Annotated in this window: 10 protein-coding genes; 5 read left to right on the forward strand and 5 right to left on the reverse strand. The window is 68.8% G+C overall.

What is annotated here, in order from left to right:
- Positions 1-6 precede the first annotated feature (6 nt).
- Both WS78_RS19380 and WS78_RS19385 read right to left on the reverse strand, forming a co-directional pair.
- Positions 7-1119: a class II histone deacetylase gene (locus WS78_RS19380; RefSeq protein WP_059583725.1), complete on the reverse strand. Its 1113-nt coding sequence runs from the start codon at positions 1117-1119 to the stop codon at positions 7-9.
- A 28-nt stretch (positions 1120-1147) separates the two neighbouring features.
- Positions 1148-2242, reverse strand: coding sequence for a polyamine ABC transporter substrate-binding protein (locus WS78_RS19385; protein WP_059583721.1), 1095 nt, complete (start codon positions 2240-2242; stop codon positions 1148-1150).
- 142 nt (positions 2243-2384) lie between these two features.
- Between WS78_RS19385 and WS78_RS19390 the strand changes: the two genes are divergently transcribed.
- The 4 genes from WS78_RS19390 (at position 2385) to WS78_RS19410 (ending at position 8627) form a co-directional block, all read left to right on the forward strand.
- On the forward strand, positions 2385-3353 hold the full coding sequence (locus tag WS78_RS19390) for a LysR family transcriptional regulator (protein ID WP_059583719.1): 969 nt from the start codon (positions 2385-2387) through the stop codon (positions 3351-3353).
- 687 nt (positions 3354-4040) lie between these two features.
- Positions 4041-4625 (forward strand): hypothetical protein, encoded by a 585-nt coding sequence (locus WS78_RS19395; protein WP_059583854.1) that lies wholly within the window; start codon positions 4041-4043, stop codon positions 4623-4625.
- A 248-nt stretch (positions 4626-4873) separates the two neighbouring features.
- Positions 4874-6325, forward strand: a complete 1452-nt coding sequence (locus WS78_RS19405) for an RNA polymerase sigma factor RpoD/SigA (protein ID WP_059583715.1) — start codon at positions 4874-4876, stop codon at positions 6323-6325.
- Positions 6326-6536: 211 nt separating this feature from the next.
- Positions 6537-8627: an NAD(+) synthase gene (locus WS78_RS19410; protein ID WP_059583712.1), complete on the forward strand. Its 2091-nt coding sequence runs from the start codon at positions 6537-6539 to the stop codon at positions 8625-8627.
- Positions 8628-8984: 357 nt separating this feature from the next.
- Here WS78_RS19410 and gshA read toward each other — a convergent pair whose 3' ends face one another.
- The 3 genes from gshA to ada form a co-directional block, all read right to left on the reverse strand.
- Positions 8985-10598: a glutamate--cysteine ligase gene (gene gshA, locus WS78_RS19420; protein WP_038754673.1), complete on the reverse strand. Its 1614-nt coding sequence runs from the start codon at positions 10596-10598 to the stop codon at positions 8985-8987.
- Positions 10599-10767: 169 nt separating this feature from the next.
- Positions 10768-11709: a DNA-3-methyladenine glycosylase family protein gene (locus WS78_RS19425; protein WP_059583710.1), complete on the reverse strand. Its 942-nt coding sequence runs from the start codon at positions 11707-11709 to the stop codon at positions 10768-10770.
- A complete protein-coding gene (gene ada, locus WS78_RS19430; protein WP_059583707.1) occupies positions 11706-12803 on the reverse strand; it encodes a bifunctional DNA-binding transcriptional regulator/O6-methylguanine-DNA methyltransferase Ada in 1098 nt (365 codons plus the stop codon). The genes WS78_RS19425 and ada overlap by 4 nt, the downstream gene beginning before the upstream one ends.
- 402 nt (positions 12804-13205) lie before the next feature.
- On the opposite strand from ada, the gene WS78_RS19435 reads away from it, so the two are divergent.
- Complete coding sequence (locus WS78_RS19435) at positions 13206-13622, forward strand: VOC family protein (RefSeq protein ID WP_038754650.1); 417 nt, start codon at positions 13206-13208, stop codon at positions 13620-13622.
- The last annotated feature ends 260 nt before the right edge of the window (positions 13623-13882 follow it).

Genomic DNA, 13882 nt, shown 5'->3' on the forward strand with positions numbered 1-13882 from the left:
TTCTCCTCATGATTGGCTCAGCGTCGGCCAATACGGCGCCAGCGCGTTGCGGGCGGCCTTCACCGCGTTGCGCTCGCCGTCGCCGAGCGGATGCTGGACGAACAGGTGCGGATCGTCGAACGGGGCGTTCCAGCCGACGAGCCCCTCGAGCACGCCGAGCGTCGCGATCGGCAGATACGGCAGGCTGTAGCCGCCTTCCTGCAACATCGCGATGCGTCCGCCGCACACGCTGCCCGCCGCTTGCCGGAGCGCGCGCGCCATTTGCCGGAACCCGTCGCGCTGCACGCGCATTCTGCCGAGCGGATCGAATGCGTTCGCGTCCTGCCCCGCGGATACGAGAATCAGTTGCGGCGAAAACGCGTCGATGAGCGGCAGCACCAGCTCTTCGAACGCATGCAGATAGCCGGCATCGCCCGTGCCGGAAGGCAGCGGCACGTTCACGTTGTAGCCCGCGCCCGCGCCGCCGCCCGTTTCACGCGCCTCGCCGCCGTCGACGGGGAAATTCTCTGCCTCGTGCAGCGAGACGAACAGCACCGACGGATCGTCGTAGAACACTTGCTGCGTGCCGTTGCCGTGATGCACGTCCCAATCGACGATCGCGACGCGTTCGATGCCGTGCACGGCCTGCGCATGCCGTGCGGCGATCGCGACGTTGTTGTAGTAGCAGTAGCCCATCGCGAAATCCGCGCCCGCGTGATGGCCCGACGGCCGGATCAGCGCGTACGCCTGCCGCAGCGGCCCCGTCACGACCGCATCGACCGCCGCGCATGCGGCGCCCGCCGCAAGCCGCGCGACGCGCTCGGTCAGCGCGCTGCCCGCCGCGTCCTCGCCGAGCTGCACGACTTGCGCGCCCGCCACCGCGCACGCTTCGGCAAGCTGCCGCAGATACTCGGGCCGATGCACGCGCAGCAACTGCTCGTCGGTCGCGCCGTCGAACGCAATTCGCGTGAGGCGCTCGGTCATGCCCACCGCGTCGAGCAGCTGCTTCGTGTACGCGAGCCGCAGCGGGCTGTCGAAATGCTCGCCGAAATTCAGCGTGCCGCGCGGAACGACATACACGAGATCGCCTTGCCGATGCGTGAGGAATGCGGGGTCGAACAGCAGTCCGGTGGGAATCACTTCGGTCTCCTCGTCAAAATGAAGCCGCTCAGTAACCGGTCTTGAACCGGGTCCAGTAGCGCGTCTGCATGCGCATCGCCTGCGGCGGCATCGGGCGCTTCACCCAGAGCGTGCGCATCGTCGCGGCGTCCGGGTAGATCGCCGGATTCGACGTGAGCCGCCTGTCCACGAGCGGCGTCGCCGCGCGGTTCGGATTCGGATACATCACCTTGTTGCTGATCTTCGCGACGACGTCGGGCCGCAGGATGTAATCGATGAAGCGCAGCGCGTTGTCCGCGTGCGCGGCGCCCTTCGGAATCGCCATGCTGTCGAACCAGAACGGTGCGCCGCCCGCCGGCAGGCTGTAGACGATCCGCTGCCCGTTCTTCGCGTCGGCCGCGCGCAGCGCCGCGACGAGCACCGCCCCCGAGTAGCCGGTGACGACGCACACGTCGCCCGTCGCGAGATCGTTCATCACGGGCGTCGCGATGAACTGGCGGATCGTCGGCCGGATCTTCTTCATCATGTCGAGCGCCGCTTCGTAGTCGCGCGGATCGGTCGTGTTCGGATCGCGGCCGATGTAGCGCGGCGCAAGCGGAAACACTTCGCTGCCCGCATCGTTGAACGCGATTCCGCAGCCCTTGAGCTTCGCTGCGTACGCGGGATTGAAGATCAGCTCGAGCGTGTTCGCGGGCAGCGGAACGCCGAGCGCCTGCTTCACCTTCGCGACGTTGAGCCCGAGCCCGAACGTGCCCTGCATGTACGGCACGCTGTACTGGTTGCCGGGGTCGGCTTCGGCCGCGCGCGCGACGATCGCCGGATCGAGATTCTTCAGGTTCGGCAGCCTCGATCGGTCGAGCTTCTGGTAGAGGCCCGCCTGAATCTGCCGCGCGAGAAAGTCGTTCGACGGAAACACGAGATCGTAGCCGCTGTTGCCCGTCGTCAGCTTCGTCTGCAGCGCTTCGTTGCTGTCGTAGACGTCGAGCCGCACCTTGATGCCGGTCTCCTTCTCGAAGCCCGGGATCGTATCGGGCGCGAAATACTCGGCCCAGTTGTAGACGTTGAGCACGTTGCCGTCGGCCGCGCGCGCGGCGAAACACGCAAGCGATGCGAGCACGACGACGATCCACGCGATGCGCTTCATCGATCCCTCCTTTGACGACGCCGAACGAAATGGCGGCCGCTCGACGGCTGCGCCGCCGAACGTTTCGCTTGTGAAGCGTAAGTAGAGAAAAAAATCGATTCGTGATCTTATTACGCACATCGCTTGTGCCTTTGAGGAAAGAATGCGGCGAATCGATCTGCTGTCCGCGCTCGAAACCTTCGTCTGCGCGGTCGAAGAGGGCAGCCTCAGCCAAGCGGCGCGCCGGCTCGCGAAGACGCCGTCGGCGGTGACGAAAGCGATCGCCGGGCTCGAAGAGACGCTCGGCGTGCAACTGCTCGAACGCACGACGCGCAAGCTCGTGCTGACCGAAGGCGGGCGGCTCTATCTCGCGACCGCGACCGACGTGCTGCGCCGGCTCGCGGACGGCGCGCGACAACTCTCCGAGCACGACGACGAGCCGCGCGGCCTGCTGCGCGTCACCGCCGCGCACTCGTTCGGGCACGCGATCCTCGCGCCGCTCTGCCTGCCGTTCACGCGGGCGTTTCCGCGCGTGCGCATTGAGCTGTCGCTGTCCGATCATTACGTCGACATCGTCGGCGAAGGCTACGACCTCGCGCTCAGGATGGGCAACTACGATCTGCCGAGCCAGATCGTCAAGCCGATCGGCTCGAACCGCAGCCTGCTGTGCGCGAGTCCCGGCTACCTCGCGCAGCGCGGCCGGCCCGTCGCGCCCGCCGATCTCGCGCGGCACGACTGCGTGATCTACCGCCACCCGACGCTCGCCAACACGTGGGCCTTCGATCGCGACGGCACGCGCGAACGCATCGAGCCGAAAGGCCCGCTCGCGACCGACAATTACGGCCTCGCGCTCGCGGCGACGCTCGACGGCGCGGGCATCCTGCCGTGTCCGCAATGGAGCATCGTCGACGCGCTCGAAGCGGGGCGGCTCGTGCCGCTTCTCGTCGAATGGCGCTTCGAGAGCGCGTCGTTCGGCGAGGAGCGGATCTGCGCCGCCTATCCGTCGAGCCGGCGCGGCTCGACAAAGATCCGCCGTCTCGTCGAACGCGTCGAGGCGAAGCTCGCCGACAGCGAAGCGCGCATCGCGCGGGCGCTGGGGGAGGCGATCGGCTCCGATCTCGTGCTTCGTTGACGAGAATCGACAGGCCGCTTTCCACGTTTCCTGCAGTCGCCGCGCAACGCGCGTACGCCGGCACGAAGTCAAGGAGAGCGCGATGAAGGTCGAACGGCATTCGAAGGGGTGAGCAATCGCTGCGCTGCCGGCTGCACTGCGGCCGGTCGACGCACGCGTCCGACGAGTAGGCGCGATCGCCGTGCGGCAGCGGTCGCGGCTACGGCTACAGCTACGGAATGGGCCCGTGCAACGCGTGGCCGGTCTCGTCAGGATGAGTGTGTCCCCTTATCGTTGTTGACGCCGCGTTATCGGTCTGCCGACGCGTGAGCACGATCGGATCGACGCGCCGCGGCGCCGCGCTCCCTCAGCTGGCAGGCAAGCCGCCGGACACGCCCGCTCCGTCGCATCAGCCGTCGCGCGGCGCCAGGCAAGCGCCGCATCCGCCGGCCGTCCCCAACTCACGCACGATTCGACACGTCCCAGGTCGCCCAGCCGCGCTCCTCCGTTGACGTGCGTCAATCCGCATCGGCGGCCCGCGTGCAGATTGGATACCCTTGTATGCATGCCGTGCCGCATCCGACGCGGCGAGCGCGTCGACGCAGCCGCGTTTCGATCTCGCACGCCGCGCAGCGCGATGCGCGCCCGCCGCCGCACGCTCGCCGAGCGCGCGGCATGCGGCACGGCCATCCGCCCGGAGGCACCGTCATGGAAGACGCTTACGCACGGCGCGCGCTGCTGCTACACCTCGGCAGCGTGCTGCAAATCCTGAGCCGCCTCGAAGAGCAGAAGCGCGACGATCTGTCGATCGAAGCGCTCCTTGCGACGAACGGCATGCTCGCCGACGTGCCGCTCGTCGAGTACGTCGTGCAGGACATGACCATGCGCGAGTTCGAGGCTCGCGCGCTGCGCTCGTTCTGCCTGTGGCCGCAGTTGCTGCTCGAAGATCCGCTCGACTACGACGCGCTTGCGCTGCCCGTTCGCAAGCACCTGTTCGCAGGCAACGACACCGGGTGGAAAGCTTACGCGGCGGCGCTGCGCGAAGCCGCACCGGGCTTCGGCACGGCGGGCTCGTACACGGCCGAGCCGCACGAGGCAGAGCCCGACGACTCCGGCTACCCCGACGACGAGCGCGACGTGCGCGACGAAGCGGCCCGCGACATCTCCGTCGAACGCGACGAAGACGAAGGCGAAGACGACGCGGACGACGCCCGCTTGCGCGAGCGCGCCGCCGCCGGCGTCGAGAGCGCGAGCCCCGACGCAGCGCGCGTTCGCCGCGAATCGTATGAATAGCCACGCGTTTCATGACGCCGTGCCGACACGCAATCACGATCAATAAGGCTTCCGAACCTGTTTCGGCCGCGCGGCGGCGCGCGTCTCGCCGATCGGAAAGCGCAGCTCGCCATTGAAATTTCGCGATCCGCCACAAGATGCACGGCTGTAAGGCTCATCGGCGCGGACGGGCGTTCGCGACGAGCCGACGGGCCTGGCTCGACGGATTCGCTCCGTCACGACGTACCGCGGCCCGATCCGCGTTTGCCATGAAAGTCTCAGAGCGCGAAGTGCGCTACGAACAGGGCATCGACCGATTGCTCGAACTTGCCGGCGCCCACGACGACGCGGCTTTTGCCGAGTTGGGCGACGAGCCCGCCCGCGCGCCCTCCGGCGCGCTCGAGCACGACTTCGGCGAGCTCGATCCTCTCGACCACCACCCATCCGAAGAAAGCGGCGGCGACGCGCCGTCGCACGGCAAGCCGGCGCGGTCCGCGCACGCCGGCGCCGATTGGCGCGACGACACCAACGCTCCGTTGTCCGAACAAAGCGACGACGCGACGGGCGACGCCGCCGCCTCGACCGATCCGCTCACGCTCTTCGTGCGCCGGATGCACGCGGTGCCGCTTCTGAACCACGCGCAGGAAATCGCGCTCGCAACCGAAATCGAAGCCGGCCGCACGCAGGTGCTGCACGCGCTCGCCGATGCGCTCGATCTTCTCGCGCTCGCGTCGTTGCCGGACGATCCGGCGCTCGCCCACGCGCGCGCCGCGCTGCAACGCGCACGCGCCCGCGGCGACGAAGGTGCGCGCGCGTTCGCCCGCGCGCGCAAGCGGGCGTACGCCGCGCTCGACGCATACGGCTGGCCGTCGGCCGAAATCAACGCGGTGCGGCGCGCGATGCAGCGCCCGCCGGCGTCGCCGGCGAAGGGCGGCTCGAACGCGCTGCGCGCCGCCGCGAGCGCGTTTGCCGAAGGCGAAGCGCGCATCTCGACCGCGACCACCAGGATGGCCGAGGCGAACCTGCGGCTCGTGCTGTCGATCGCGCGCAGGTATGCGTCGCGCGGGCTGGATCTCGCCGATCTGCTTCAGGAAGGCAATCTCGGCCTGCTGCGTGCGATCGAGAAATTCGAATATCAACGCGGCTTCAAGTTCTCGACGTACGCGACATGGTGGATTCGTCAGGCGATTTCGCGCGCGATCGCGGACCGCGCCTGCACGATCCGCCTGCCGGTTCACGTCGGCGACCAAGCGCGCCGCGTGCGCAAGGCCGCCGATCGGATCAGGCAGCGCAGCGGCGCGCGCGCGTCGCTCGCCGAGCTCGCGGCGGCGACCGAGCTGTCGGCCGAGCGGCTGCGCGCGATGCTGACGCTGCCGCACGAGCCGCGCTCGCTGAACGCGCCGCTTGGCGACGACGAGCACGCCGAATTCGGCGATCTCGTCGAGGACGCGTCGACGCCGAGCCTGTTCGATGCGCTCGCCGACGCGCAGATGCGCGACGTCGTCGCGTCGCTGCTGAAGACGATGTCGGCGCAGGAAGCCGATATTCTCCGCCTGCGCTTCGGGATCGGCGGCGGCGAGCCGTGCAGCTACGAGCAGATCGCCGCGCAATCGGGCGTGTCGCGCGAACAGATCCGCCGCATCGAGAAGCGCGCGCTGCAGACGCTGCGCGTGAGCGCCGAAGCGTGCAACGCGCGCGACTTCCTCGACGTGCAGCCGTAACCGCCGCGCGCCGCCAGCGAAGCGCAACCACGCGCCGCGCCGGCTTCTGCGCGGCGCATCGCCGCATCGCTTGATCTGAGTCAACGGTGTGGCCGATGCGCGCCGCACACTGTCGGCAAACGCGGCTTCGCCCGCCACGCGTCGCCGCACCTCGCGCGCATGTCGCGCTGCACCGCATTGGGCGCAGCGCGCGAGTCTCGCACACGGCACCATGGCCTTCTTCAATCTCTACCGGCACGGCTTCGCGCGCATCCGCGTCGCGACGCCGCGCGTGCGCGTCGCCGATCCGGCGTTCAATGCGGCGCAGGTGATCGCCGCGCTGCGCGAGGCCGAAGACGACGGCACGCTTCTCACGCTCTTTCCGGAGCTATGCCTGTCCGCATACACGTGCGACGATCTTTTTCTCCAGCAGGCGCTCCTCGACGGATGCGTCGCGGCGCTCGAGGACGTGCTCGCCGCATCGCGCGCGCTGGGCTCGATCGCGGTCGTCGGCGTGCCGCTGCAATTCTGCTCGATGCTGTTCAACTGCGCGGCCGTGATCCATCGCGGCCGCCTGTGCGGCATCGTTCCGAAAACCTACCTGCCGAACTACCGCGAGTTCTACGAAGCGCGGCAGTTCGCGTCCGGCGACGCGCTGCCGCGCGCCGCCGTCGATCTGCCCGGCCATTCCGGCGTGCCGTTCGGCAGCGCGCTGCTGTTCGAGATCGGCGCGCAGCCGCGCTTCACGTTCCACGTCGAGATCTGCGAGGACCTGTGGGTGCCGATCCCGCCGTCGTCGTTCGCCGCGCTCGCGGGCGCGACGGTGCTGCTGAACCTGTCGGCGTCGAACGCGACGGTCGGCAAGGCCGAATACCGGCAGGCGCTCGTCGCGAACCAGTCGGCGCGCTGCCTCGCCGCGTATGCGTATGCGAGCGCCGGCGCCGGCGAATCAACGACCGATCTCGCCTGGGACGGGCACGCGATGATCCACGAGGACGGCGTGCAACTCGCCGAGAGCCGGCGCTTTCTCGACGCCGCGCAGGCGATCAGGGCCGACATCGACCTCGATCGCCTCTGTTGCGAGCGCGCGCGCCAGACAAGCTTCGCGCAATCGGCGCAGCGGCATCGCGACGTCTGCGCGACGTTCCGCACCGTGCGCATCGACGCGCCGATCGACCGCGATCGCCGCCTGCCGCTCGCGCGCACGTACGAGCGCTTTCCCTATGTGCCGTCGGACCCTGCGCTGCGCGACCGGCGCTGCGGCGAGATCTATGACATTCAGGTGCAGGGGCTCGTCACGCGAATGCGCGCGGCGCACGTCGACAAGCTCGTGATCGGCGTATCGGGCGGGCTCGATTCGACGCACGCGCTGCTCGTCTGCGCGCGCGCGATGGACGTGCTGCGCCTGCCGCGCGGAAACATCGTCGCGTGCACGCTGCCCGGCTTCGCGACGAGCAAGAAGACGAGCCGCCAGGCGCGGCAGTTGATCGCCGCGCTCGGCTGCGCCGCGCTCGACATCGACATCCGCACCGCCTGCCTGAAGATGTTCGCCGACATCGGCCATCCGTTCGCGCGCGGCGAGCGGATCTACGACGCGACCTTCGAGAACGTGCAGGCAGGCATGCGCACGAGCTATCTGTTCAGGCTTGCGAACCTGCATCGCGGGCTCGTCGTCGGCACGAGCGACCTGAGCGAGCTCGCGCTCGGCTGGTGCACATACGGCGTCGGCGATCACATGGCGCATTACGGCGTCAATGCGAGCGTGCCGAAGACGCTGATCCGCTACTTGATCCGTTGGGCGGCGCAATCGACGCTGTTCGATCCGGCGCTCGCGCCGGTGCTGCAAGCCGTGCTCGACACGGCGATCAGCCCGGAACTGATTCCGGGCAACGCCGGCAACGAGCCGGAACAGCGCTCGGAGGACGTCGTCGGGCCGTTCGAATTGCAGGACTTCGCGCTTTATTACGTGTCGCGGTTCGGCTACCGGCCGTCGAAGCTCGCGTTCATCGCGTGGCACGCGTGGCGCGACGCGACGCTCGGCGCATGGCCCGATCCGGGACAGGAACGGCACCAGTACACGCTGCGCGAAATCAAGCACTGGCTGCGCGTGTTCGTGCGGCGCTTCTTCGAGGAATCGCAATTCAAGCGCAGTTGCGTGCCGAATGCGCCGAAGGTGGGATCGGGCGGATCGCTGTCGCCGCGCGGCGACTATCGCGCGCCGAGCGACGCGTCGGCGGCCGTCTGGCTCGCGGATCTCGAGACCGTGCCGGATGAAGAGAGCGCCGCCGGCGAGGCGCGGCCCGGCGGCCGCGATCCGCTCTGAGCAACCGTCTGCCGAGTCAAGCGGAACGCAGCAAAGCGTCTCGGAGGGCGTTGGCTCCAATCATGGCGTTGAGCGCGGCGAGGCGTGTGCGCATGCAGGTAAGCCGCGCGACCTTCGGCGGTTTATCGGCGGCGCTCAGGCGTTGGCGGAGGGTCGCAATGGACGGGGACGTTGCGAAGCGGCGAAGCGGCGAAGCGGCGAAGCGGCGAAGCGGCGAAGCGGCGGCAAGCATAGCCGCAACACGCATACGCACCAACACGCCGCCCGTCGACATCATGCCCTCGCGCCGCACACGCACACGCACACGCACACGCTCACGCTCACGCGCGTGCCGGCCTGGCGCGCGCCCGCGCTCCCTCACACGCTGAACCGATTCAACGTATAAGCGCGATACGCGGCGACGAACGCGTCGAACGATCCGGCGTTCTTCCCTTCGAGTTCCGTCTGCTCGTCGAGCGAGCGCTCGGCGAGCGCCTGCGCATCGCGCATCGCGGCCTCGTCGAGCGGACGGCCGCGGAAATACGCGGCATGCGCTTCGCTTTGCGCGCGCGCAAACTCGAGGAACGACTGGCCGTTCTCGCGCATCGCGCGCAGCACGCGGGCGGAAGGCGTGCGCTCCGGATCGTCGAGCTTCGCGCGCTGCGCGGCGATCGCGCGCGCATGCGCATCGCCGCCCCGAATGTCGTCGAGCACGCGGCCCGCCGCTTCGATCTGCGCGAAGATTTCGTCGGCCCAAGCGCGCATCGGCACGGCCGCGCCGTCGCGCGTCAGTTCGAGCCCCGGCTTGCGCCCCTCCATCGTCACGCGGCCGAAGTTCGCATTCGATTCGCGATACGTGTCGCACGTGAGCGGCGCGCTCTCGGCGAGCGCGCAGACGAGCAGATACGCGTCGATGAAGCGCGCGGTGTCGAGCGAGATGCCCGTCGGCTCGAACGGATCGATGTCGAGGCAGCGCACTTCGATGTACTGGACGCCGCGCGACGCGAGCGCGTGCAGCGGCCGCTCGCCCGAGTACGTAACGCGCTTCGGCCGGATCGTCGAGTAGAACTCGTTCTCGATCTGCAGCACGTTCGTGTTGATCTGAATCCACTCGCCGTCGCGGTGCGTGCCGATCGCCTCGTACGGCGGGTACTGCTCGCTGACCGCCTTCGACAGTGCGTCGAGGTAGCCCTGCAGCGTGTTGTAGTCGGCTTCCAGCGCGGCCTGCGCGGTCGTGTTCGAGTAGCCGAGGTCGCTCATCCGCAGGCTCGTCGCATGCGGGCGATACAGCGTCGCGGCGTCGAACGTGTCGAGCTTGTGCGGGTGGCCGCGCAGGAAACCGAGATCGAGCGCGGGCGACGCGCCGAACAGGTACATCAGCAGCCAGCTCGTGCGGCGGAAATTGCGGATCTGCGCGAGGTAGCGCTCGGACTGATAGTCGACCATGTTCGCGGTCGAGCCGTCCTCCGCGTGCAGCCGCCGCCAGACTTCCTCGCTCAGCGAATAGTTGTAGTGAATTCCCGCGATGCACTGCATCGTGCGCCCGTAGCGATACGCGAGGCCGCGCCGGTAGACGGTCTTCAGGCGTCCGATGTTCGACGTGCCGTAGTAAGCGATCGGGATTTCGTCGTCGGCGGGCAAAAGGCCCGGCATCGAATCCGTCCACAGCATTTCGTCGCCGATCGACGCGTAGACGTAGCGATGCAGTTCGTCGAGCCGCTCGAGCGTCGTCGCAGCGTCGCGCTCCGCGGGCGTGATCAGCTCGACGAGCGCTTCCGAATAGTCGGTCGTGAGCGACGGATGCGTGAGCGCCGAGCCGAGCGCGCGCGGATGCGGCGTGAACGCGATCATCCCGTCGCGCGTCACGCGCAGGCTTTCCTTCTCGATGCCGCGCAGGCCGTCAGGTAGCTGCTCGCGCGTCGGGCTCGTGCTCAACACGGCGAGGCGTTGCTGCAACAAGTCTGTCTGTCGGGAAGTCATGTTGTTCGGCATCGATGCAAGTGCGGGCTCGGCAGCCGCGCGACGCGCGCGGACCACCTGGCGGGATTGATGGTAGCGGGCACTTTAACATCTCGCCGAAAGGCTCGCTTGACCTGCCCTCGGGCGTTGCCGGACGATTCACGCCCACCGCGTCCGGCGGGCGTCGGCGTCTGGTCGGCGGCTATCCGCCGCGCGCCGCGCCGGCACGCTCGGCGATCTCGTTCCACAGATGCATCGCCGCATACGCGCGCCACGGGCGCCACGCATCGGTGCGGCGGCGCTGGCTCGCCGGACGGTCGAGCGCCGGGTCGCGCGCGACGATCGCCTGCATCAGCACGAGATCGGTCGCGGGCCACGCGTCGGCGTCGCGCCACGCGCGCATCGCGACGTATTCGACGGTCCACGGGCCGATCCCCGGCAGCGCGAGCAGCGCGGCGCGCACACCGGCCGGATCGGCCGCGTACGCGTCGAGCGGCACGTCGCCCGCGGCGACCGCGCGCGCAACGCCCTGCAGCGCCGCGACGCGCTTGCCCGGCATCCCGATGCGCGACAGATCGCACGCGGCGAGCGCGGCGGGTTCGGGAAAACGCCAGCCGGTCGCGCGTTGCGGGTGATCGGCGAGCCGCTCGCCCGCGCGCTCGACGAGTCGCCCGACGATCGTCGTCGCGGCCTTCACGCTCACCTGCTGGCCGACGATCGCCCGCACGATCAGCTCGAAGCCCGACCACGCGCCCGGCACGCGCAAGCCGGGCGCCGCATCGACGAGCGGCGCGAGCCAGGCGTCGCGCGCGAGATGCGCGCCGATCGCGGCGGGATCGGCGTGCAGATCGAGCATCGTCGCGAGCCGCTCGGCGAACGCGGCGTCCGCGCGCCGCGCCGCGTCGCCTTCGACGAGCGCGACGAGACAGCGCTTACGCGGATGCTTGCGCACCGTCAGCGCGCCCGTCACGCCGCGATAGTCGATCGTACGCAGATACGCGTCGCCCTCCACCGCTTCGACGCCCGGAATCGCGCGCCCGGCGAAGAAGCGCAGCACGCGGCGCCAATCGTAGGGCGATTTGAACGGCAGTTCGAGCGCGACGCTGCCGGGCCGCGGAGCGGCTGGTCGAACCGCGGCGCTCAAGCTGCGTCGTCCACGGCGAGCGCGGCGGCGGACTCGCCCGCCGCGCGTTGCGCCTCCGCATCGAGGAGCGCCGCCTTGCGCGGCAGGCCCCATCGATAGCCGGCGAGCGAGCCGCCCTTTTGCACGACGCGATGGCACGGAATCGCGAGCGCAACCGGGTTCGACGCACACGCGCTCGCGACCGCCCGCACGGCGCGCGGCGCGCCGAGCGCCTCGGCGATCTGCGTGTAGCTGCGCGTCTCGCCGTAAGGAATCCGACGCAACGCATCCCACACGCGCTGCTGGAACTCGGTCGCGGCGAGATCGAGCGGCAACTCGAAACGCCGGCGCGCGCCGTTCAAATACGCGTCGATCTGCTCGACGAAAGGCGCGATCCGCTCGGCCGACTCGACGATTCGCGCATTCGCGAACGCCGCTTTCAGCTCGTCGACGAGCGGCGTCGCAGCGTCGCCGAATGCAATCCTGCAGATGCCCTTGCTCGTCGCCGCGACGAGCACGACGCCGAGCCGCGTGTCGGCCGTCGCGTAGTCGATCTCGAGCCCGGCGCCCTTGCGGCGAAACGCAGACGGCGACATGCCGAGCTCGCGCGGCACCGATTCGTAGAGCCGAGACGGCGAATTGAAGCCCGCGTCGACGGCCGCTCGCGTGACGGCGACGCCGCTTTGCAACGCGTCGCGCAGCGCCGCGCCGCGCTGCGCGGCCTGATACTGGCGCGGCGACACGCCGACGACGCGCTTGAAGAGCCGCTGCAGATGAAACGGGCTCACGTGAACGGCATCGCTTAGTTGCGCAAGCGTGAACCGGTCCTGGCGATGGGTGTCGAGCACCGCGCACGCGCGATGGACGATCTCGAGCTCGCGCGGCAACCCCTCGGGCCGGCAACGCTTGCACGAGCGATAGCCGGCCGCGCGCGCGGCGCCCGTATCGGCAAAGAACGACACGTTTTCGCGCTTCGGCAGCCGCGACGCGCACGACGGCCGGCAGAACACGCCCGTCGTCCTGACCGCGTAGCAGAACGCGCCGTCGGCGTCGGCATCGCGCGCGACGAGCGCGGCCCAGCGCGCGTCGTCGGTCGAATAGGCTGGCTTCTTCATGATGACCTCGCAAAGACGGAACGGATGCCTGTCACTGTAGACGCCGCTCCCGCCGCCTACGCGCTGTTTCTTGCGCTCTCATTCGAATCATCGTCACACGAATGACACACAATCGTTCGCTTCGTTGCGCCAACTATCGCGCGAGCGTCGCCTCTGCCCCATTTTGTTGCGGTGCGGATGCGACAGATTGCCGTCCTGACGTTTTTTTACACTAGGAATATTGCGTCGCACCATCCGGATGTGTATAGTTGGAACTGTCTCCTCCATGTCTCCTCCTGATATGGATTAAGCCCGTTCAATTGCGAACGGGCTTTTTTTCGTCCATCGATTTTGCACCGCCCGCTCGTGCGCCGCACGGACCGTCTACACTCGGTAGGACTCCCCCCGAAGGAGACGTCCCCGATGAAATTCCACATCCACGAGATCGATCACGTGGTGCTGCGCGCCGCCGATCTGGCGGCGATGACCCGTTTCTATTGCGAAGTGCTCGGCTGTCATGTCGAGAAGGAGCAGCGGGAATTGGGGCTCGTCCAATTGCGTGCGGGGCGCTCGCTGATCGATCTGCTCGCGGCCGGCGCGCCGATCGACCGTGCGGACAGCGGGACGCCGGGAAAGGGGCGGAACATGGATCATCTGTGCCTGCGCATCGAGCCGTTCGACGCTGCCGCGCTGCACGCGCATCTCGCCGCGCACGGCGCGCGGCCGGGCGACGCCGCGCGGCGCTACGGCGCGGACGGCTACGGGCCGTCGATCTACCTGTTCGATCCGGAAGGCAATATGGTCGAGCTCAAAGGGCCGCCTGAAGCCGTCGCGTGCTGAGCGCCACGACACGGCGCCGGCGCAAGGCGGGCAATTCTCCTCCCGAACGCGGGAACCTGAAATCCGGAATCGGCGGACGGCGGACGGAGGACGGCGGACGGCGGACGGCGGACGGAAAGCGGAAAGCGGAAAGCGGAAAGCGGAAAGCAGAAAGCAGAAAGCAGAAAGCAGAAAGCAGAAAGCAGAAAGCAGAAAGCAGAGCAGGCTAACCGCCCCGGCTGGCAAGCTGCAACGCGCGGCCGCCTGCGCCGCCAACCACC

The organism is Burkholderia savannae, assembly GCF_001524445.2.
GTDB classification, from domain to species: Bacteria; Pseudomonadota; Gammaproteobacteria; order Burkholderiales; family Burkholderiaceae; genus Burkholderia; species Burkholderia savannae.

What these genes read in the sequence shown, in the direction of transcription:
- WS78_RS19385 (WP_059583721.1), bottom strand. Translation starts at nt 2,242, where the DNA reads ATGAAGCGCATCGCGTGGATCGTCGTCGTGCTCGCATCGCTTGCGTGT.
- WS78_RS19390 (WP_059583719.1), top strand. Translation starts at nt 2,385, where the DNA reads ATGCGGCGAATCGATCTGCTGTCCGCGCTCGAAACCTTCGTCTGCGCG.
- WS78_RS19395 (WP_059583854.1), top strand. Translation starts at nt 4,041, where the DNA reads ATGGAAGACGCTTACGCACGGCGCGCGCTGCTGCTACACCTCGGCAGC.
- WS78_RS19405 (WP_059583715.1), top strand. Translation starts at nt 4,874, where the DNA reads ATGAAAGTCTCAGAGCGCGAAGTGCGCTACGAACAGGGCATCGACCGA.
- WS78_RS19410 (WP_059583712.1), top strand. Translation starts at nt 6,537, where the DNA reads ATGGCCTTCTTCAATCTCTACCGGCACGGCTTCGCGCGCATCCGCGTC.
- gshA (WP_038754673.1), bottom strand. Translation starts at nt 10,598, where the DNA reads ATGCCGAACAACATGACTTCCCGACAGACAGACTTGTTGCAGCAACGC.
- ada (WP_059583707.1), bottom strand. Translation starts at nt 12,803, where the DNA reads ATGAAGAAGCCAGCCTATTCGACCGACGACGCGCGCTGGGCCGCGCTC.
- WS78_RS19435 (WP_038754650.1), top strand. Translation starts at nt 13,206, where the DNA reads ATGAAATTCCACATCCACGAGATCGATCACGTGGTGCTGCGCGCCGCC.